Annotated in this window: 16 protein-coding genes; 6 read left to right on the top strand and 10 right to left on the bottom strand. The window is 71.9% G+C overall.

Annotated features, from left to right (window positions below):
• The first annotated feature begins 12 nt into the window (after positions 1-12).
• The 5 genes from HP550_RS03605 to HP550_RS03585 are packed head-to-tail and all read left to right on the top strand — an operon-like array spanning position 13 to position 4,076.
• Positions 13-912, top strand: coding sequence for a phytoene/squalene synthase family protein (locus tag HP550_RS03605; protein WP_175346231.1), 900 nt, complete (start codon positions 13-15; stop codon positions 910-912).
• Positions 909-2,555, top strand: coding sequence for a phytoene desaturase family protein (gene crtI / locus HP550_RS03600; RefSeq protein WP_175346230.1), 1,647 nt, complete (start codon positions 909-911; stop codon positions 2,553-2,555). Before HP550_RS03605 ends, crtI begins: the two co-directional genes overlap by 4 nt.
• On the top strand, positions 2,552-2,905 hold the full coding sequence (locus HP550_RS03595; protein WP_175346229.1) for a lycopene cyclase domain-containing protein: 354 nt from the start codon (positions 2,552-2,554) through the stop codon (positions 2,903-2,905). Before crtI ends, HP550_RS03595 begins: the two co-directional genes overlap by 4 nt.
• Positions 2,902-3,207, top strand: coding sequence for a lycopene cyclase domain-containing protein (locus tag HP550_RS03590; protein WP_175346228.1), 306 nt, complete (start codon positions 2,902-2,904; stop codon positions 3,205-3,207). Before HP550_RS03595 ends, HP550_RS03590 begins: the two co-directional genes overlap by 4 nt.
• Positions 3,204-4,076 (top strand): prenyltransferase, encoded by an 873-nt coding sequence (locus HP550_RS03585; protein WP_175346227.1) that lies wholly within the window; start codon positions 3,204-3,206, stop codon positions 4,074-4,076. Before HP550_RS03590 ends, HP550_RS03585 begins: the two co-directional genes overlap by 4 nt.
• Here HP550_RS03585 and HP550_RS03580 read toward each other — a convergent pair.
• From HP550_RS03580 to HP550_RS03555, 6 genes are all read right to left on the bottom strand, one after another.
• A complete protein-coding gene (locus HP550_RS03580) occupies positions 4,057-4,917 on the bottom strand; it encodes a hypothetical protein (RefSeq protein WP_175346226.1) in 861 nt (286 codons plus the stop codon). The two genes, HP550_RS03585 and HP550_RS03580, sit on opposite strands and share 20 nt — an antisense overlap.
• A 10-nt stretch (positions 4,918-4,927) precedes the next feature.
• Positions 4,928-5,437 carry a hypothetical protein gene (locus HP550_RS03575; protein WP_175346225.1) on the bottom strand — a complete coding sequence of 170 codons (510 nt, stop codon included), beginning with the start codon at positions 5,435-5,437 and terminating at the stop codon, positions 4,928-4,930.
• A 52-nt stretch (positions 5,438-5,489) separates the two neighbouring features.
• On the bottom strand, positions 5,490-7,187 hold the full coding sequence (locus tag HP550_RS03570) for an ABC transporter ATP-binding protein (RefSeq protein ID WP_175346224.1): 1,698 nt from the start codon (positions 7,185-7,187) through the stop codon (positions 5,490-5,492).
• Positions 7,184-8,293 (bottom strand): ABC transporter permease, encoded by a 1,110-nt coding sequence (locus HP550_RS03565; RefSeq protein WP_175346223.1) that lies wholly within the window; start codon positions 8,291-8,293, stop codon positions 7,184-7,186. Before HP550_RS03565 ends, HP550_RS03570 begins: the two co-directional genes overlap by 4 nt.
• A gap of 1 nt (position 8,294) precedes the next feature.
• A complete protein-coding gene (locus tag HP550_RS03560; RefSeq protein ID WP_175346222.1) occupies positions 8,295-9,395 on the bottom strand; it encodes an ABC transporter permease in 1,101 nt (366 codons plus the stop codon).
• Positions 9,396-9,486: 91 nt separating this feature from the next.
• A complete protein-coding gene (locus HP550_RS03555; protein ID WP_175346221.1) occupies positions 9,487-11,136 on the bottom strand; it encodes an ABC transporter substrate-binding protein in 1,650 nt (549 codons plus the stop codon).
• Between the two features lie 252 nt (positions 11,137-11,388).
• On the opposite strand from HP550_RS03555, the gene HP550_RS22895 reads away from it, so the two are divergent.
• The gene (locus HP550_RS22895; protein ID WP_175346220.1) at positions 11,389-13,677 is read left to right on the top strand and encodes a DUF4214 domain-containing protein; all 2,289 of its coding nucleotides are present in this window, start codon (positions 11,389-11,391) and stop codon (positions 13,675-13,677) included.
• Positions 13,678-13,723: 46 nt separating this feature from the next.
• Here HP550_RS22895 and HP550_RS03545 read toward each other — a convergent pair whose 3' ends face one another.
• The 4 genes from HP550_RS03545 to HP550_RS03530 all read right to left on the bottom strand — a co-directional run bounded on the left by HP550_RS03545 (position 13,724) and on the right by HP550_RS03530 (position 19,812).
• Positions 13,724-16,870, bottom strand: a complete 3,147-nt coding sequence (locus HP550_RS03545) for an OmpL47-type beta-barrel domain-containing protein (protein WP_175346219.1) — start codon at positions 16,868-16,870, stop codon at positions 13,724-13,726.
• On the bottom strand, positions 16,813-18,099 hold the full coding sequence (locus HP550_RS03540) for a beta-xylosidase family glycoside hydrolase (protein ID WP_175346218.1): 1,287 nt from the start codon (positions 18,097-18,099) through the stop codon (positions 16,813-16,815). The genes HP550_RS03545 and HP550_RS03540 overlap by 58 nt, the downstream gene beginning before the upstream one ends.
• A 145-nt stretch (positions 18,100-18,244) precedes the next feature.
• A complete protein-coding gene (locus tag HP550_RS03535; protein ID WP_175346217.1) occupies positions 18,245-19,192 on the bottom strand; it encodes a DUF808 domain-containing protein in 948 nt (315 codons plus the stop codon).
• Between the two features lie 56 nt (positions 19,193-19,248).
• Complete coding sequence (locus HP550_RS03530; protein ID WP_175346216.1) at positions 19,249-19,812, bottom strand: YqgE/AlgH family protein; 564 nt, start codon at positions 19,810-19,812, stop codon at positions 19,249-19,251.
• Positions 19,813-19,815 lie beyond the last annotated feature (3 nt).

The following is a 19,815-nucleotide window of genomic DNA, read 5'->3' as shown; positions in this document are numbered from 1 at the left end:
CCGGGGGAGCAGATGTCGGACGTGCGATCCGCCCGTGACCGGGCGCTCCGGCTGTACGACGCCACCGCAGCGCGCACCAGCGCCGGGGTGCTCGCCGCCTACTCCACGTCGTTCGGTCTGGGCACCCGGCTGCTCGGGCGCCGCGCGCAGCAGGACATCCGCGCGGTGTACGCGCTGGTCCGGCTGGCCGACGAGGTGGTGGACACCTACCGCGGCGACGACGCGGGTGCCGAGCTGGACGAGCTGGAGGAGCAGACCGCCCGCGCCCTGCGCACCGGGTACTCCACCAACCTGATCGTGCACGCGTTCGCGCGGACGGCCCGGCGCGTGGGGATCACCGCCGCGGAGACGCGGCCGTTCTTCGCGTCGATGCGCGCGGACCTCACGGTGCACGAGCACGACCGGGCCAGCTTCGACGCCTACGTGTACGGGTCGGCCGAGGTGGTCGGACTGATGTGCGTGCGCGCGTTCCTCAACGAGGAACGGCTCCCCGACGAGCCCGTGCGTGAGCCCGACGAGACGCAGGTGGCCGGGGCGCGTGCCCTGGGCGCGGCGTTCCAGAAGATCAACTTCCTGCGCGACCTCGGCGCCGACACGCAGGAGCTGGGTCGCACCTACTTCCCGGGGACCACCCCGGGCCGCCTGGACCAGGCGCAGCTCGACGCGATCCTCGCGGAGATCACCGCGGACGTGGCCGTCGCCCGGGCCGCGGTGCCGACCCTGCCGACGCGGGCGCGCTACGCGGTGGGCGCGACCCTGGCCCTGTACCAGCGCCTGCTCGACGAGATCGCCACCCGGCCGCCCGAGTCGCTGCTCACCGGGCGGGTGCGACTGCCCACTCCGGTCAAGCTGCTCGTCGTCGGCGAGTCCGTGCTGGCCGAGGCGCGCTCGGGTCGCGAGGCCGGCGCATGAGCGCACCCCGTCCGGGGCGGGTCGTCGTCATCGGCGGCGGCATCGCCGGCCTGACCACCGCCGCGCTGCTCGCCCGCGGGGGTGCGCTGGTGACCCTGCTGGAACGGCACGACCAGCTCGGCGGCCGCACCGGGACCGTGTCGATCGACGGGTTCCGGTTCGACACCGGGCCGTCCTGGTACTTCATGCCCGAGGTGTTCGAGCACGCGTTCGCCCTCCTGGGCGAGCGGATCGAAGACCACGTCGACCTCGAGCGGCTGGACCCGGCGTACCGGCTGTTCCCGGAGCCGGCGGACGGCGGGCCAGCGGAGCCGTTCGACGTGGTCGGCGACCCGGAGGCCAACTGGGCGACGTTCGAGGCGCGGGAGCCCGGCGCCGGTGAGGCGATCCGGCGGTACACGGAGGCGTCGACGCAGGCCTACCGGACCGCGCTCGACTCGTTCCTGTACACCACGTTCGCGCGCCCGGACCGGCTGCTGACCGCGCAGATCCTCCGGCAGACCGGCACGCTGGCCGGCCTGCTGACCGGCACGCTGGCGGACAAGGTGGCCGCGACGGTCACCGATCCCGTGCTCCGGCAGGTGCTCGGGTACCACGCGGTGTTCCTCGGGTCGTCGCCGTACCGCGTCCCGGCGCTGTACTCGCTGATGAGCCACCTCGACCTGGTCGACGGCGTACGTTTCCCGCGCGGTGGGATGTACACGGTGATCGAGGCGCTCGAGCGGATCGCCCGCAAGGAGGGTGTCGAGATCCGCACCGAGGCCGACGTGGTCTCGATCGACATCGAGGACGCGCGCCCGTCGCTGGCCCATCCGCGCAGGTCCGGCTCCGCCCGCGGGGTCCGGCTCGCGGACGGCTCGGTGATCCCGGCCGACGTCGTCGTGTCCGCCGCGGATCGGCACCACACCGAGACGGCCCTGCTGGGCGAGCACCGTGACCTGCCCGACCCGTGGTGGGAGGACCGCGGACCGGGCATCTCGGCGCTGCTGATCATGGCCGGCGTGCGTGGTGAGCTGCCCGAGCTGGCGCACCACTCACTGTTCTTCACGCGCGACTGGCCGGGCAACTTCGAGGACATCCTCGGCACCGGCCGCTCGACGCCGGCGGACGGCCTGCGGGTGCCCGAGGCGGCGTCGATGTACGTCTCGCGGACCACCGCGAGCGACCCGACCGCGGCCCCGCCGGGCCACGAGAACCTGTTCGTCCTCGTCCCGTTCCCCGCCGACCCGTCGCTCGGCGGGGAGGCCCTCGAGCGGTACGCGGACCGGTTCCTCGACCAGGTGGGCTCGTGGGCGGGCGTCCCGGACCTGCGCGACCGGGTGGTCACCCGGCGCGTCGTCGGGCCCGCCGACTTCGCCCGCGACTTCTCGGCCTGGCGCGGCAGCGCACTGGGCATGGAGCACACCCTGCGGCAGAGCGCGATGTTCCGGCCGGGCGACGTGTCGTCGCGCGTCCCCAACGTGCTGCACGTCGGAGGTGGCACGATCCCCGGTGTGGGACTGCCGATGTGCCTGATCAGCGCCGAGCTGGTGGTGAAGCGGATGCTCGGGGAGACTTCGTCGCACCCGCTGCCCGCCCCGCTGCGCCCCGGGTTCCTGGCCGCCGCCCGGCCCCGTGGGGTCTGGAGCGAGTCGGTCGGATGAGGTTCGCGTACCTCGGCGCCCTGCTGCTCTCGCTCGGCGGGCTGGCCCTGCTGGACCGCCGGTTCCGGCTCGCGTTCTGGGCGGACGCGCGCCGCGCGGCGCTGACCGTCGGCATCGGCGTCGTCGGGTTCCTGCTCTGGGACGGTCTCGGGCTGGTGCTCGGCATCTTTGCGCGCGGGGACTCGCCGCACATGACCGGGCTGCTGCTGGCCCCCGAGCTTCCGGTGGAGGAGGCGTTCTTCCTCGCGCTGCTCTGCTACACGGCCCTGCTCGCGTGGCGCTGGTTCGACCAGAGCGCCGCGCAGCGCGAGGCCGGGCGGCGAGCCCTCGACGACGAGGCGACGCGATGACGAACATCGTGCTCAACGTCCTCGTCCTCGCGGTGCTCGGTGCGGTCTCGTGGCGGGTGCTGCGCGGGATGCGCGGCTTGCCGCTGGTCTGGACCGTGCTGCACCTGTGCGTGCTCACCGCCGTCTTCGACACGATCATGATCGACGTCGGCCTCTACGTGTTCGACCCCGACAAGATCCTCGGCCGGTACATCTGGGGCGCTCCGCTGGAGGACTTCGCCTACGCGATCGCCGCGGGCGTGGGCATGCCGGTGCTCTGGGTGGCGCTCGGGCGGCGGAAGAGCCGGCAGGAGCGCGCGTGAGGGAGGTCCTCGCGGCATCCCGGCCGTTCTCCTGGATCAACACCGCCTACCCGTTCGCTGCGGGTTACCTGCTGGCCACGGGCGGGCGGATCGACGCGACGTTCGTCATCGGCACCCTGTTCTTCCTGGGCCCGTACAACCTGCTGATGTACGGCATCAACGACGTGTTCGACTACGCCTCCGACCTGCGCAACCCTCGCAAGGGCGGGATCGAGGGCGGCCTCGTGGAGCCGGCCAGGGCGCGCGAGGTGCACCGCCGGATCCTGTGGGCGTGCGTCGTCGCGACCGTGCCGTTCGTCGTGTACCTGCTGGTGGTCGGTGACCTCGCCGCCAACCTCACGCTCGCGCTCGTCCTGTTCCTGGTCGTCGCGTACTCCGCACCCGTGCTCCGGTTCAAGGAGCGTCCGGTGCTCGACTCGCTGACGTCGGCGATGCACTTCGTCGGCCCGCTGCTCTACGCGCTGGTCCTCGTGGATGCCGACCTAGGCGCGAGCACGGTCTGGCCCGTGCTCGTCGCGTTCATCCTGTGGGGGATGGCGTCGCACGCGTTCGGAGCGGTGCAGGACGTCCGCGCCGACCGCGAGGGCGGGATCGCGTCGGTGGCAACCGCCCTCGGGGCGCACCCGACCGTGGTCGCCGCGACGATGCTCTACGTGCTGGCAGCGGCCGTGTTGCTCGCGGTCCCGTGGCCGGGCACCCTCGCCGCGGTGCTGCCGATCCCGTACGCGGTGAGCACGGCGCAGTTCTGGTCCGTGCGCGACGAGGACTGCGAACGCGCCAACGCCGGCTGGCGGCGGTTCCTCTGGCTCAACCTGGTCACGGGCTTCCTGGTGACCATGCTGCTGATCGTCATCGCCCGGACGGGCTGACCGGGACGACGTCCGGTGGACGGTACCGGGTGACCAGCTCGCGCGTCCCGAGGACCGTCAGGACCCAGAGCGCGACCACGAGCGCGGTCTCCGCGGCCGGGATGACCGCCCAGGGGAGCAGGTCCGAGAAGCCCGGCTCCGGCACGCCGCCCGCCAGCATGACGGAGGCTCGGGCGCCCGCGGCCGTCTGCCACCAGACCCAGCTGAGTTCGGCGGCCGGCAGGACGTAGGCCGTCGCGCGGGCGGTGGCCGGTCGCCGAGCCAGGAGCACCGCCATGCCCACGACGAGCACCAGCGCCAGGGACGCCGTCCGCACGACGACGGGCTGGGCGGTGACGAGGTCGCCGGACAGCAGGGCACCGGCGGGAGTGACTCGCGGGCCGGGCGGGAGCCAGAGGGGCGCGGTCAGGGCGATCGCGACGACGGTGAGCACGCGGACCGGGGACTCGTCGCCGACGACGGTGACTGCGCCCGTCACGGTCAGCGCCCAGAGCAGGACGACGAGCGCGGGGAGCAGGGCGTCGGACGCCGGCGCGTCCGTGACCACGACCGTGGAGAGCGGCGCGTACGCGAACCAGCCGAACGAGCTCAGGGGCGGCCACCACCACAGCCAGCCGAGCACGAGCGCCGGGAGGGCGAACCAGACGGCCCGGCTCGCGGCCACGTCGCGCCGTCGGAGGACGAGGACGGTGACGGCGACGACGGTCACGAGGGCCGCGACCATGACGCCGGCCCGGGGCCACGGGAGCGAGGGGTGGGGGTTCAGGACGGTAACCAGGGCTACCAGGACGACCAGGACCACGGCCGCGATCGCGCCCGCGACGACGAGCCTGTTCCGCATGGCGCTCACGCTAGAGCGGCGCGACCCCGGACGTGGTCGGTTCGGCCGAGCGGGTCCGGCGCCGGGCCAGCATCCCGAGGATGGCCAGGGTCCACAGCAGGACGACGAGCACCGCCTGCGCCACCGCGACGGGCATCCACGGGGACGCGAACGCGTGCGGCGGGTCCTGACCCAGCGCACCGACCAGGGCGACCGTGTAGCTGCCACCGCCCTCCGTGCGCCAGCCGACCCAGCTGAGGCTGACCGCGGGCACGACGAACAGCACGGCGAGTCGGCGGGACGCGACCGCGCCGGCCTTCCGACTGACCACGAGGGTCGCGAGGGCGAGGACCACGACGAGCGCGAGCGAGACCACCCGGACGGTGGCGACGCCCTCCGGCACCGCCATGGCGACCATGAACACGCCGTCGGCAGTGGTCACGTGGTCCGGGGGAGCCCACAGCGGGACGGTCGCCAGCACCGCCAGCACACTCAGCACGCGCACCAGGCGCGAGCGAACAGGCTGCTCAGCGGGAGGCATCCGGTCACGCTAGGGGCCGGGCCGGTCCACCCGCAGGCGAACCGGCCAGACGTCACCCGTGCGCGCGCAGGTTCCGCCAGGTCTCGCGACGGGCGGCCTGCTCGACCGGGTCCGGCACGGGGAGCGACGCGAGCAGGCGCTGGGTGTACGGGTGCTTGGGCGCACCGAGCACCTCGTCACCCGTGCCCTCCTCGACCAGCACGCCACGGTGCAGGACCGCGATGCGGTGGGCCAGCAGGTCGACGACGGCCAGGTCGTGGCTGATGAACAGGCACGCGAAGCCCAGCTCGGCCTGGAGCCGCGCGAACAGGTCGAGCACGCGCGCCTGCACGGACACGTCGAGCGCACTCGTCGGCTCGTCGGCGATGAGCAGCTCCGGGCCCAGGATGAGCGCTCGGGCCAGGCTGGCGCGCTGGCGCTGGCCGCCCGAGAGCTCGTGCGGGAACCGGTCGCCGAAGGCCTTCGGCAGCTGGACGGCCTCCATCAGCTCGTCGACCTTCGGCCGGGCCTCCTGCGGGTTCGGCGCCAGACCGTGCACCACCATCGGCTCGGCGACGCACTGCGCGATCGTCAGCAGCGGGTTGAAGCTGGTCGCCGGGTCCTGGAACACGAACCCGATGCGCTTGCGGACCGGGCGGAAGGTCTTCTCCTTGACGCGGAGCATCTCGACGCCGTGGACCTTGAGAGACCCGTCGCTGATCGGTGTGAGGCCGGCGATCGCGCGGCCGATGGTCGTCTTGCCGCTGCCGGACTCGCCCACCAGGCCGAGCACCTCGCCGGGCCGGATGACCAGGTCGACGCCGTCGACCGCGGTGAAGTCGGGCTGCCGCAGCCGACCGGGGTAGACGATGCGTAGGTCCGTCGCCTCGACGACGGGCGTCGCCGACTCGTCGACGACCATGGCCTCGAGCTCGTCGCCCACCCGCACGCGGTCGCGCAGCCGGCGGCCGCCGACTCGCGGCACCGCGTCGAGCAGGCGCCGGGTGTACGGGTGCTGGGGGGCCGAGAACAGGGTGTGGACGTCTGCCTGCTCGACGATCTCGCCGTTGTACATGACCGCGACGCGGTCGGCCAGGTCGGCGACGACGCCCATGTTGTGCGTGATCAGGACGATCGCGGAGCCGAACTCCTGGGGGAGCCGGCGCAGCAGGTCGAGGATCTCCGCCTGCACCGTCACGTCGAGGGCGGTGGTCGGCTCGTCGGCGATGATCAGGCCGGGATCGAGTACCAGGGCCTGCGCGATGACGATGCGCTGCTTCTGGCCGCCGGAGAACTGGTGCGGGTAGTGGTCGACGCGGTGCTCCGGGTCGGGGATGCCGACCAGCCGCAGCACCTCGATGGCGCGGGCCCGTGCGTCCTTGTCGGACAGCTTGCCGTGCGCCCGCAGGCCCTCAGCGATCTGCCAGCCCACCGGGAACACGGGGTTCAGGGCGGTCGACGGCTCCTGGAAGACCATCGCCGCGTCGCGCCCACGCACGTCCCGCAGGCTGGTGCCCCGCAGGGTGACGATGTCGTGCGTGGCCGACCCGTCCTTGCGGGTCAGCAGCACGGCGCCGCTGGTCAGGGCGGTCTCGGGCAGCAGACCGAGGATCGTGCGGGCGGTCACGGTCTTGCCCGAGCCGGACTCGCCGACGATGGCGAGCACCTCTCCGGCCGCGACCTGGAGCGTGACGCCCTCGACCGCGCGGACGGTGCCCGAGTCGGTGGCGAACGAGACGCGCAGGTCCTGGATGTCGACGACGTTGGTCATGAGCGGAGTCCTTCGTCGTCGTCGAACAGGTCGGACGGTCCCTCGAGCTCGTCGATGCTCTCGACGCCGGGGACGCGGTCGGTGGCGACCCCGCCGGGCACGGCGGTGACCGGGCTCAGGGCCGCGGCCTTCGCGGCGCGGCGGGTGCGCAGGCGCGGGTCCGCGAGGTCGTTGAGCGACTCGCCGACCAGCGTCGCGCCGAGCACCGTGAGCACGATCGCGAGGCCGGGCGGCACCGCGGTCCACCAGATGCCGCTGGTCACGTCGGAGAGCGACCGCGACAGGTCGTAGCCCCAGTCGCCCGCCTTCGTCGGCTCGATGCCGAACCCGAGGAAGCCGAGGCCGGCGAGCGTGAGGACGGCCTCGGAGCAGTTGAGGGTGAGGATCAGGGGGAGCGTCCGCGTCGAGTTGCGCAGCACGTGCCGGCCCATGATCCGCACGGGGCCCGAGCCGATCACGCGGGCGGACTCGACGAACGCCTCGGCCTTGACCCGGACCACCTCGGCGCGGACCACCCGGAAGTACTGCGGGATCATCACGACGGACAGCGAGATGGCGGCCGCCATCACCCCACCCCACATCGACGACTGCCCGCCGCTGATGACGATGGCGACCACGATGGCGAGCAGCAGGGACGGGAACGCGAAGAGCGCGTCGGCGACCACCACGAGCACGCGGTCGACCCAGCCGCCGAAGTACCCCGACACGAGGCCGACGATGACGCCGATGAAGATCGAGAGCACGACCGCCGCGACGATGACGAGGAACGCCGGGCGGGCGCCCCAGATGGTGCGGGACAGCACGTCGTAGCCGCCGACCGTGGTGCCGAGCCAGTGCTCGGCGGACGGCGGCTGCTGGGCGCCGAAGTTCACGTCGCCCGAGCTGAGCTGGGCGTAGCCGTAGGGCGCCAGGAGCGGCGCGAAGGCGGCGACGAACAGGAAGACCAGGGTCAGCACGATGCCGACGAGCAGCATGGTGCGCTGGAGGCCGACGCTGGTGCGGACCTGGTGCACCACCGGGAGGCGCTTCCAGAGCGAGGTGTGCTCGGGCGTCGGCGGGGCCGCGTGGGCGACGACGAGGCCGGCCTCGGGAATCTCGCTGGTCATGTCAGTACCTGATCCTCGGGTCGACGAGCGCGGCGATGACGTCGACCACGAAGTTGGTCAGCGCCACCACCACGGCGAGCAGCACGACGATGCCCTGGACGGCCACGAAGTCGCGCGCGAGCAGGTACTGGACCAGCTGGAAGCCGAGGCCCTTCCACTCGAACGTCTTCTCGGTCAGCACGGCGCCGCTGAGCAGCAGCGCGACCTGGAGGCCGATGACGGTGATGATCGGGACCAGCGCGGGGCGCCAGGCGTGCTGACGCAGCAGCCGGCGCTCGTTGACCCCGCGCGACCGGGCCGCCTCGACGTAGCCGGTGTTGAGGGTGCCGATGACGTTGGTGCGGACGAGCCGCAGGAAGATGCCGCCGGTCAGCAGGCCGAGGGCGAGGGCCGGCAGGATCGCGTGCTCCAGCACGTCCAGGACCGCCGCCGGGTTGCCCGTGCTGATCGCGTCGATGAGGTAGATCCCCGTGCCCGCGCCGTTGCGCTGGAGCTCGATCTGCGTGTCGGTGGACGCGCGGCCCGCCACCGGGAGCCAGCCGAGCCAGACCGAGAACACGAGCTTGAGCAGGATGCCGGCGAAGAACACGGGCGTCGCGTAGGCGAGGATCCCGGAGATGCGCAGCGAGGCGTCCACGCCCTTGTCGCGGCGGGACGCGGCGATGCGACCCAGCGGGATGCCGACCGCGAGCGCGACGAGCATCGCGTACACCGCCAGCTCGAGGGTCGCGGCGCCGTACGTGAGGACGATCTCCGTGACCGGGCGGTTGTCGGAGATCGAGGTGCCGAAGTCGCCGCGGAACACGCGGCCCAGGTACTCGAGGTACTGCACGAAGATCGGCCGGTTGTACCCGGCGGCTTCGATGCGCTCCGCCAGCTGGTCCGCGGTGAGGCGGCTTCCCAACGAGGCGGTGATCGGGTCGCCCGTCGACCGCATGAGCACGAAGACGGTGGTCACCAGGATGAAGATCGTCGGGAAGATCAGCAGGAACCTGACCAGCAGATAGCTGCCGAGCTTGCCGCCCGGTCGCTTGCGCTGAGGCGCCCGCGCGTCCGGCGCCGGCGCGACGCCCGACGGGGCGTCGGTGGTGAGGGAGGTCATGGGTTCCTTGCCTGTTGCGGTCGGACGAGCCGGACGGCCCCGCCCCCGAGTCTCCTCGGAGGCGGGACCGTCGGCATGCGGGACTGCTGCGTCAGCTCGTGGCGAGCGCGCCGTAGCGGAACTTGAACGACGCGTCGAGCGTGTCCTCGGTGCCGGTCACGTCCGTGCCCACGACCGCCACCTGGGCGCCCTGAAGATACGGGACGGTGGACAGGTCCTGGGCCACGGCGTCCTGGATGTCCTCGATGAGCGCGGTGCGGGCGTCGGGGTCGATCGTCGTCGCCTGCTCCAGGATCATGTCGTTGACCTCCTGGTTGACGTAGTGGTTGCTCAGGAAGTTCTCCGTGAGGAAGAACGGCGTGAGGTAGTTGTCGGCGTCCGAGTAGTCCGGGAACCAGCCGAGCTGGTACGCGGGGTAGACGTCGGCGGTGCGGTCCTTGGCGTACTGGACCCACTCGGTGGTCTGCAGGTCGACCGTGAAGAGGCCGTCCTTCTCCAGCTGCTCCTTGATGAGGGCGTACTCGTCGGCCGACGACGGGCCGTAGTGGTCGTTCGAGTACTGCAGGCTGAGCGTGACCGGGGTGGTGACGCCGGCGTCCTCGAGGGCTGCCTTGGCCTTGTCGGCGTCGGGGCCGCCGTCGCCGTCGCCGTACAGACCCTTGAGCGACTCGGTGGCACCGGTGAGGCCGTCCGGGACGTAGGAGTACAGGGGGGTGTAGGTGCCCTTGTAGACCTGCTCCGACAGCGGGGCCCGGTCGATCAGGTCCGCCACCGCCTGGCGGACGGCGAGAGCCTTGGCCGGGTCGGCCTCGGGCGTCTTGGCGCCGAACGGCTGCGTGTCGAAGTTGAACGTGATGTAGCGGATCTCCCCGCCCGGGCCGTCGACGACCTTGACGTTGTCGTTGGTCGACAGGTCCTCGATGTCCGTCGCCGAGAGGCTCCGGAACGCCACGTCGATGTTGCCCTCCTGGATGTCCAGCTTGAGGTTCGACGAGTCGGCGTAGTACTTGACGTTGACCTCGGCGGTCTTCGCCGCGGGCAGCACGCCCATGTAGTCCGCGTATGCCTCGTACGAGACGAGCTCGTTGAACGAGTAGCTGGTGATCGTGTACTGACCGGCGAACGCGTTGCCGTCGACGATCTCGTTGTCGGGCGTCAGCGCGTCGGCCGCGAAGACCTCCTCGTCGACGATCGGGCCGGCGGGGCTCGACAGGATCTGCGGGAAGATCTGGTCGTTCTCCGACTTCAGGTGGAAGACCACCGTGGTGTCGTCGACCGCCTCCGTGCTCTCCAGGTTGTAGAGGAGCGAGGACGGGCCGTTCTCGTCGGCGATGGCGACCTGGCGGTCGAACGAGAACTTGACGTCCGAGGACGTCAGGTCGTGGCCGTTGGCCCACTTCAGGTCCGGCTTGAGCACGACCGTGTACTCGGTCGGGGCCGTGAACTCCGCCGAGATGGCGATGTCCGGCTCGACGTCCGGGCTGCCGTACGGGGTGTTCATGAGGAACGGGAACACCTGGTTCATGACCGCGAACGAGCCGTTGTCGTACGAACCGGCGGGGTCGAGCGTGGTGACCTTGTCCGTGGTGCCGATGGTCAGCGCACCCCCGGCGGAGGTGCTCCCGCCGTCGGCGCCGGCGTCGTCGTCACTGCCCGAGCAGGCGGTGAGCACGAGGACGGTTGCCGCGAGACCTGCGGTCGCCGCGAGAGCGCGGCGGCGTGATGGTGCGAGGGAGGTCATGCGCTACCTCTTCTGTCAGAGCCGCGGGCGCGCAGGGGCGCACCCGCCGGCTGGGTTCTCAGTGGGCTATGGGTAGCACACAGATGTGTCAGGCATATCGAGGGTCTTACCGATAAGTAACATCCAGATCTCGGGATGGTCACGATCGCCCTGCGGGCTGTGTGTCTCAGAACCTGTTCCTGGCCCCGGAGAGCCGCGCAGACCCTAGGATCGCGCCAGCGCACGACGCGCTGACCAGGCAAGGAGGCCCACGTGCGCGTGTCCGGAGCGGTTCGCCGAGTGCTCGTCGCGGGGGCCTGCGTGGTCGCCCTCGTCGCCGGGGGGATCGGCCCGGCGACAGCGGCCTCGGGGCCGTCGTCGATCGCCGAGCAGGCGGCTGTCGAGCGCTACGTGATGCGGGTGTACAGCGACCTCTTCGGTCGTCTGCCCGACCCCGAGGGGCTGGCGACGTGGCGGGGGGCGATCCTCAACGGTCGCCCGCGCGTCGAGGTGGCGAACGCGATCACGTCCAGCGTCGAGTACCGCTCCCGCCTGGTGACCGACGCCTACGTGCGGTTCCTGGGTCGTGGTCCCGACGCGGGCGGCCTCCAGTTCTGGGTCGCCGCACTGGCTTCCGGCTGGACCGTGGCACGGATCGACTCGGGCTTCCTCGCCTCCCAGGAGCACTACCTCCAGGCGGGATCGACGGCTGCGGGCTGGGTGACGCGGTTGTACGGCGACGTGCTGAGGCGGTCTCCTGCTCCGGCGGAGGTCGACTTCTGGGTGCGTGAGCTGGCCCGCGGTGCGAGTCGCGCGCAGGTCGCGATGGGCTTCCTGCTCTCGACGGAGCACCTGTCGACCGTCGTGGACGGCTACTACGTCCACCTGCTCGGACGGCACCTCGACCCGACCGGCCAGCAGACGTGGGTCTCCGCGTTGCAGCGGGGCGTGCACGACGAGGAGATCATCGGCGGCATCATCGCGAGCGCCGAGTACTGGGGCACCGCCACGGCCGCCTCCCCGACCTCGATCAAGGTGACGGTCACGCCGTCCCGGGTTGCCGCCGGACAGCCCGTCGCGGTCACCGTCACGTCGTACGACCAGCTGGGGTGGCAGCTCGCCGACGTCAGCACCCAGGCCTGGCTCACGGTCGACGGCTCCAGCAGCTGGTGCGGGCGGGCCACCTGCAGCATCCCCGCCGTGGGTCAGCAGGTGATCACGGCAACCTGGAATGGGATGACCGCGTACGGACTCGTGTACGTCGACCCCGGACCTGCCGCCTCGTTGACGGTCACGCCGTCCACCGCATCCGTGGCGGACGGTGCCTCCGCGCTCTTCGCGGCCGCCGGCCGGGACGCGTTCGGCAACGCGGGCGGGGACCTGACGGCGGACGCCGTCTTCTCGGTCGACGGGGACCCCGCCGCCTGCGTCGGCGCCCGCTGCCGCCCGGTCGGTGCCGGGACGCACCAGGTGACTGCCGCGCTCAAGGGCGCCCCGGGCGTCACCGGGTCGACGACGGTGCAGGTGGCCGCGCCGGGGCCGGTGAAGTTCCGCGCGTTCGAGTGGGGTGGATACCGCAAGGAGCAGCCGGGGTACCAGGACGGCGGGGTGCTCGGAGCGACCGCACAGTGGGCGTCGGTCGCGGCCGGCGACTTGCACACGCTCGGGATCAAGACCGATGGCTCGTTGTGGGCCTGGGGCCACAACCGCATGGGCCAGCTCGGCGACGGCACGCGGGTGGCGCACGACCTCCCCGAGCCGGTCGGGACCCGGACCGACTGGGCGGCCGTCTCGGCGGGCGGGGAGTTCTCGGTCGGGATCACGAAGGACGGGAGCCTCTGGAGGTGGGGTGTCGACGGCGAGCTCGGGCCGGGGGACCCCGGGTACGCGCCGACCTCGCCGCAGCGGATCGGGACGGACGCGGACTGGAGCACGATCGCCGCGGGCCAGACGTTCACCCTGGCGACGAAGCGTGACGGGTCGCTCTGGGCCTGGGGCGACAACCAGTTCGGGCAGCTGGGTGACGGGACCACCACGGGCCGCAGCGTGCCCGCACGGGTCGGGACGGGTACATGGACGTCCGTGGCCGCGGGCTACTTCCAGGCGGTCGCGATCGCGTCGGACGGCTCGTTGTGGAGGTGGGGGGCGAGGAGCTCCACCTGGTGGAGCGACCTCCCCCCTGAGCTGACGCCGACGCGGGTCGGGACGGCGAGCGACTGGCGCGCGGTGGCGGGCGGTTTCGGCGTCGCCGCGGCGATCCGCTCCGACGGCTCGCTGTGGACGTGGGGCGACTACGCGGTCAGCGGCCAGCTCGGCGACGGCACCACCGAGGTGCGGCTCGATCCGGTCCAGGTGGGAGCCGGCACAACGTGGGCGGCAGTGATCTTCGGCCTGGATCACACCGTGGCGCTCGACAGCGCGGGCGGTCTGTGGAGATGGGGCAGGCCGGAGCGCGAACCGACCGGCGACCTCGACGTCCTCGTGCCGGGACGGGTCGGCGTTGAGACCGGCTGGACCTCGGTGGGCGCTGGGTCGGGATACACGATCGCCCTGCGCCCCTGACCGAGCGGGGCGCGTCCGCGGTCTCCCGCGGTCGCGCCCCGCTCCGTCACGGCACGACGATGAGCAACCTCCGGTCGGTCGAGGCCTGGACGGTGGGCGATCCGGCGTACCGGGTGTCGACCACGTACAGCCCGACGGGCAGCCGCGGCAGTCGCAGCGTGGCGGTCGAGACCCGCTGCGGACCGGGCGTCAGAGCCCCGGTGACCTGCGCGACGACTGGTCCGTCGCCGTGCAGCCGCACGCCCCGGACGGTCGTCGTGACGTCACCTGTCGGCGCCGACCCCTTGGCGGCCCGGACCGAGGCGGTCACGGTGGCCTGGGAGGTGCGCCGGACCGGTCGGGGCTCGATCGAGACCGAGGTGCTCGACCGGACGGCGTTCGCGGCGGGCACCGGGGTGCTCGTCGTCGCGCCGACGTTGCCGACGCGGTCGACGGCCCGGTGCTCGACCGTCGTGGCGGCTGCGCCCACCTGCACCGGAGCGGTGTAGGTCGTCCAGGCGCCGGTGCCGATCCGGTACTCGATCCGTTCGACGCCGGAGCCCTCGTCGGCCGCGGTGAGCGTGACCCGGCGCTTGCCGTCGACCGTCGCCGACGACGTCGGTGCGATCGCGTCGAGCGCGAACGTCACCGAGCGGACCTCGGAGACGTTGCCGGCCGCGTCCGTCGCACGGGCGGCGACGGTGTGCTCGCCGTGGCCGCTGACCTGCACGGACGCGGTCGTCGTCCACGAACCCCCGTCGACCGACATCTCGAGCGAGACGCCCGCCCGGTCGTCCGACGCGGTCGCGACGACCGTCGCGGGGGCCGCGCGCCAGTCACCCACCGGGTCGGGGGAGACCAGGAGCGTGTCGACCGTCGGGGCCGTCGTGTCCGCCGGCACCGTGTGCAGGGTCAGGAACGTGACCGAGTACGGCGGCAGGTCGTACGTGAACGACGAGGACAGCCCGTCGATCTCCCGCGTGACCGGCTCGACCGTGCTGGGTGCGGTCTTGGTGTTGGTCGCCCCCGGCGGCGCGACGATCTCCGTCACCGAGCCCGTCGGCGCGATCTCCACGTCGGAGACCTCCACCTGCGTGCGCTGCGTGACCGCGGAGACGTTGACCACCTTGGCCACGATGTCGCCGCTGTCCTCGTCGCGGGTGACCACCTGGAAGACGTCCGCCGCGGGGGCGGGGTCGTCGTAGGACATCTGGAGCACGCCGTCGAGGTACAGCTCGATGTGCCGGTCCTCCACGACGACCTTGACCCGGTAGGTCTGGTCGGTCGCGATGCTGTGGCCCTCGACCGCCTTCACCTCACCGGCACCGCCGCCGTCGGCCTTCTGGAGCGCCTGGCGGGTGTTGTTCCAGCCGCCCAGGTTCCACCAGAAGTAGTCGCTGGGACCGCCCGCGGCGAACCCGACGAGGAAGCCCTCGGCGCCCGCGGTCTTGCGGGCGTCGAGCTCGAGCGTGTAGTTGCTCCAGTCCTGCTCGTAGGCGCCGGTCGGGATGCTGCGGGCGTCGGTGACGGTGGTGCTGGACTGCACGTACTCGCCCTCCACCACCGACCAGTCGCCGGTCTGCGGCGACCAGGCGGACGCGTCGGCGAAGTCCTCCTCGAACAGCACGGCACCGCCGTCGTTCTCGGTCACCCGGACGTTGTCGTACGCGGCCGAGGTGGCCCACGTGGACAGGAACACCCCGCCGTCCAGCGGCTGCGGCTCCACCGACGGGGTGGTCAGGACGCTGGGCACCACCTGGTCGCCGACGTTGTTCGAGAACAGGTGCTGGACCCAGTAGTTGGCGCTGGCCCAGGACTCGTCGTTGTCGAACCAGATGGCGTCCGGCGACCACTGCACGTACGACTCGTTGGCCAGCAGCGGGGCGTAGGACGCCAGCTCCACCAGGTCGCCGTTGCGCTCCAGACCGGTCATGTAGGCGGCCTCGGACAGGCCGTTCCACCAGGTGTTCCCGCGCGAGGCGTACTCGCCCAGGAACACGTGCGGACCCTCGCGGTCGTAGGAGTCGTAGCGCTCCGTGTTGGCCAGGAACCAGCTCGGGTCGTTGTAGTAGTGCTCGTCGACCAGGTCCACGTCCTGCTCACGGGCGAAGTCCCAGAGGGCGTCGAACCGGGCACCCGTGTCGTCCGGACCCGAGTTGGAGATGATCTTCACGTCCGGGTAGGCGGCCGCGATCGCGTCCCGGAACGCGGGGAAGTTGGCCTCGAACGTGGTGGTGTTCTCCTCGTTGCCCAGCCCGATGTAGGGCAGCTCGAACGGCTCGGGGTGACCGAGTGCGGCGCGCTGGGCGCCCCAGGTGGTGGACACGTCGCCGGTCGCGAACTCGATGAGGTCGAGCGTGTCCTGCACCCAGCGGGCGATCTGCGTCGGGTCGGTCATCTCGGGGATGGTGCTCCCGCAGCCGTTGGCGCCGACCGACAGCACGGGCAGCGGGATGGCGCCGAGGTCCTCGGCCAGCTCCATGTACTCCAGGTAGCCGATGCCGTAGGACTGGTTGTAGCCCCAGAAGTTCCAGTTGGTGGCCCGCTCCTCGACCGGCCCGATGGTCTCCTTCCACTGGTACGTGCGGCGCCGGTCGGTGTACCCGGACTCCTCGTACGTGCGGAACGTGCCGACGTTCGTGACGCAGCCGCCGGGGAAGCGCAGGAAGGACGGGTCGAGCGCGGCGATCTTCTCCGCGAGGTCCTTGCGCAGCACGGACGTGCCGTTCACCGGACCGACCCACGTGTCCTGCGGGAACAGGGACACCTGGTCGAGGTGCAGCGTCGAGGCCGCACCGGCGAGGACGACGAACCGCCCCGCGTCGGTGGTGGCGCTCGCGGTCAGCGTGACCTCGTACTTCTTCCAGACGTCGGACCCGTCGACGTCGACGGTGCCGGACGCGACAGTCTCCGTCCCGTTCTCGACGGCCAGGGTCAGCTCCTGCGGTGTGGTGGTGCGGACCCAGACGCTCGCGTCGTAGGACGCGCCGTCCTTGACGGCGACACCCGCGTTGTAGCTCGCGTTGCGGAGGCCGTCGCCCGCCGCGGCCGCGACCAGCACGGCCCGGGTGCGGTTGGTGGCGTTGAGCCGGCCGTCGTCGTCGACCACCGAGACCGTGGTCCCGGTGCCGCTGCGGTCCAGCACGTCCCAGGCGGTCAGGCCGGTGAAGCTCGCGTTGTCCGACGCGTTGAACTCGAACGAGCGGTTGCGCACCAGCTCGGCGTACAGGCCGCCGTCGGCCGCGTAGTTGATGTCCTCGTAGAAGATCCCGTAGAGCCGGTCGGAGATCTCCGCGTCCGTGCCGTCGCCGTCGATCGCGATCGTCGTGCCCTCGGCGACCGCGAACGGCTCGAGGACGAACCCGGCGGCATCGTCGACGTCGCCCAGGACGAGCGTGCCTCGACGATCCCGACGGCCTGCGACCGGTCCGCGGTGGTGACGTGCAGCTTGCCGCCGCCCGCCTCGGTGAGCACCAGGGTGGTCGGGGTGTCGCCCAGCGCCAGGCGCCCGTCGGCGAGCACGGTGACAGCCCTGTCGCCGGCCGCGAGGGTCACCCCGCCGGCGACCGCGGTGGCGTCGAGCACCAGGGTGTCGCCGGGGCGCTGCTGCACCGCGACGATCGCGTCGTCGGCGCCGGTGGTCAGGTGCGGCGCGGTCCCGGGTGCTCGCAGCGTGAACGGTCCGTCGGGCACGACGTCCTCGCCAGGGGACGCCACCAGGGTGACGTCGTCGAACACGGCGGGGAAGGTGGTGCCGTCCTGCGCACCGAGCGCGTACAGGCCCACGTGCTCGATGGGGAACGTCACGTCGACGGAGTTCACGTCGACCCACGCGGTCGTCGCTTCGTCCCAGCGCGCGGTGGTCACGGTGTCGCCCGTGCGGGTCAGCCGGAGGGTCTCGCCCGACGATCCGGGGCGGTCCTCGAAGTGGTCGGCGGCGAAGATGGCCGCGGTCTCGATGTCGTTCTCGATCGCGATCCCCGACGGCGTGATCCCGCCGACGAACGTCAGGCCCGAGCGCACGTAGTTGTCCAGGTCCTGGTACGCGATGAGGCCGGCGCCCTGGAACGTCCTGGTGACCGTCGCCTGCACGTCCACGGAGATCGAGAAGTCGCCGTCCGGGATGTCGAGCGTCATCACGTTGCGGGCGGAGTTGTTGCCCTGCCAGGTGTCGCCGGGCAGCGCGGTGACGGTCAGCGCGCCCGGGTTCGCGGTCAGCGACCGGGCGGTCGGCTCGTCGTTCACCGCTGTCCAGCGCGGGTTGAGCGTCGCCGCGTCGAAGGTGTCGGTCCACGCGCCGTCGGGGACGGGTGGCGCGGCGCTCGCGGGGGCCACGACCGTGGCGCCCAGCGGCACGACGAGGGCGACGGCCAGGGCGGCTCGCAGCCCCAGACGACGGTGCGGACGGGTGTTGCTGCTCGGTCGCGGCAGTGCGACGGGCATGGCTGCCTCCCTGCGCGCACATCGTCGTGCGCCTCGCCCGGAACTCCGTCGCGCCCGATGTGAGCGCTAACATCCCGGTGGATGCGACGACCATAAGGCGAACCGGACGATTGCGGCAAGAGGTTCTACAACGATTACCGACCGGTCAGTGCGCGGGCTCGGCCTTCGTGCGGCGAGGGATCACGTGCATGATCGCGACGACGACGGCGCCGACCACCAGGCCGACCAGGGCGGAGCCGAGCGTGTCGATCAGCCACGCGAGCAGCCCGCCGACGCCGGGGATGTCGTGCACGGCCTCCTCGAGGTGGTGCAGGAGGTCGATCGGGGCGTGCCAGCCCAGGTCGTCGACGCCCGCGAGCAGGATGTGCCCGCCGACCCACAGCATCGCGACGATGCCGACGGTGGACAGGACGGAGAGCACCTTGGGCATCGCCAGCACGAGCCCGCGCCCGATCGCGGCCGCCGCGCCGTTCTTCCGCTCCGCCAGGTGCAGGCCGATGTCGTCCATCTTCACGATGAGCGCGACGACGCCGTACACGAGCACGGTGATCGCGAGCGCGACCACGGCCAGGATGATCGTCCGCGACAGGAACGGCTCGTCCGCCACCTCGTTGAGGGCGATCACCATGATCTCGGCCGAGAGGATGAAGTCGGTGCGGATGGCGCCGCTCACCATCGACTTCTCGGTGCCCTCGCCCTGGGCCGCGACCGGGGTGGTCGTGTGCTCCTTGGCGTGCCCGCTGACGAGCTCCCAGATCTTCTCCGCGCCCTCGTAGGCGAGATAGGTGCCGCCGACCATGAGGATCGGGGTGAGCAGCCACGGGAGGAACTGGCTGAGCAGCAGGGCGGCCGGGAGGATGAACAGCAGCTTGTTGCGCAGTGAGCCCACGGCGATCCGCCGCACGATCGGGAGCTCGCGGTCCGGGGTGAACCCCTGGACGTAGCGAGGGGTCACGGCCGTGTCGTCGATGACGACACCTGCGGCCTTGGCGCTCGCCCGGCCGGCAGCCGCACCGACGTCGTCGACCGACGCTGCCGCGAGCTTCGCCAGTGCGGCGATGTCGTCCAGAAGTGCGGCCAGACCGCCAGCCATGGGTTCTCCCTCGTTCGCAGATGCTCGGGTGATCCTGGCACACGGCTTCGCCGCGGTCAGTTCAGGCTGGCGTCCTCGGCGAACGTCGAGACGATCGCCAGGTCCCCGCCCTGGCGTCGCAGCACGCGTCGCCACAGCCGGGTCGGGTCGGCGGTGAGCACGTCGTCGGCGATGGCGTCGACCACGAACCAGGAGCGCTCGGCCAGCTCGTCCTCCAGCTGGCCCTCGCCCCAGCCGGCGTAGCCCGCGAACACCCGGACCCCGCCCACGTGCGGCGCCACCGACTCCGGCGCGGCGTCCAGGTCGACCAGGCCGAAGCGCCCGGCCATGCGGTCGACCTCGGGGGACAGGTCGGCTCCGTGCGGGATAGTGACGACGCCCATCGCGGTGTCCAGGCCCACCGGTCCGCCGTGGAACAGCAGCGGAGGGTCGCTCACGTGCGCGTGCCACTCCGGCAGGACGACGCTCACGTCCACCGTCGAGGGCCGGTTCAGCACGACGCCGACCGCCCCGCCCTCGCCGTGGTCGAGCAGCAGGATGACGGTCCGGTGGAAGGTGGGTTCGCGCAGGCCCGGGGTGGCGACGAGCAGTCGGCCGCGCAGCGCCGTGTCGTCTGGCATCGG

This window comes from Cellulomonas humilata (assembly GCF_013359775.1).
Classification (GTDB): Bacteria; Actinomycetota; Actinomycetes; order Actinomycetales; family Cellulomonadaceae; genus Cellulomonas; species Cellulomonas humilata.
The sequence above is the reverse complement of the archived record's forward strand: the minus strand, read 5'-3'. Positions and strand labels throughout refer to the sequence as shown.

What these genes read in the sequence shown, in the direction of transcription:
- HP550_RS03605 (WP_175346231.1), top strand. Translation starts at nt 13, where the DNA reads ATGTCGGACGTGCGATCCGCCCGTGACCGGGCGCTCCGGCTGTACGAC.
- crtI (WP_175346230.1), top strand. Translation starts at nt 909, where the DNA reads ATGAGCGCACCCCGTCCGGGGCGGGTCGTCGTCATCGGCGGCGGCATC.
- HP550_RS03595 (WP_175346229.1), top strand. Translation starts at nt 2,552, where the DNA reads ATGAGGTTCGCGTACCTCGGCGCCCTGCTGCTCTCGCTCGGCGGGCTG.
- HP550_RS03590 (WP_175346228.1), top strand. Translation starts at nt 2,902, where the DNA reads ATGACGAACATCGTGCTCAACGTCCTCGTCCTCGCGGTGCTCGGTGCG.
- HP550_RS03580 (WP_175346226.1), bottom strand. Translation starts at nt 4,917, where the DNA reads ATGCGGAACAGGCTCGTCGTCGCGGGCGCGATCGCGGCCGTGGTCCTG.
- HP550_RS03575 (WP_175346225.1), bottom strand. Translation starts at nt 5,437, where the DNA reads ATGCCTCCCGCTGAGCAGCCTGTTCGCTCGCGCCTGGTGCGCGTGCTG.
- HP550_RS03570 (WP_175346224.1), bottom strand. Translation starts at nt 7,187, where the DNA reads ATGACCAACGTCGTCGACATCCAGGACCTGCGCGTCTCGTTCGCCACC.
- HP550_RS03565 (WP_175346223.1), bottom strand. Translation starts at nt 8,293, where the DNA reads ATGACCAGCGAGATTCCCGAGGCCGGCCTCGTCGTCGCCCACGCGGCC.
- HP550_RS03560 (WP_175346222.1), bottom strand. Translation starts at nt 9,395, where the DNA reads ATGACCTCCCTCACCACCGACGCCCCGTCGGGCGTCGCGCCGGCGCCG.
- HP550_RS03555 (WP_175346221.1), bottom strand. Translation starts at nt 11,136, where the DNA reads ATGACCTCCCTCGCACCATCACGCCGCCGCGCTCTCGCGGCGACCGCA.
- HP550_RS03540 (WP_175346218.1), bottom strand. Translation starts at nt 18,099, where the DNA reads ATGCCCGTCGCACTGCCGCGACCGAGCAGCAACACCCGTCCGCACCGT.
- HP550_RS03535 (WP_175346217.1), bottom strand. Translation starts at nt 19,192, where the DNA reads ATGGCTGGCGGTCTGGCCGCACTTCTGGACGACATCGCCGCACTGGCG.
- HP550_RS03530 (WP_175346216.1), bottom strand. Translation starts at nt 19,812, where the DNA reads ATGCCAGACGACACGGCGCTGCGCGGCCGACTGCTCGTCGCCACCCCG.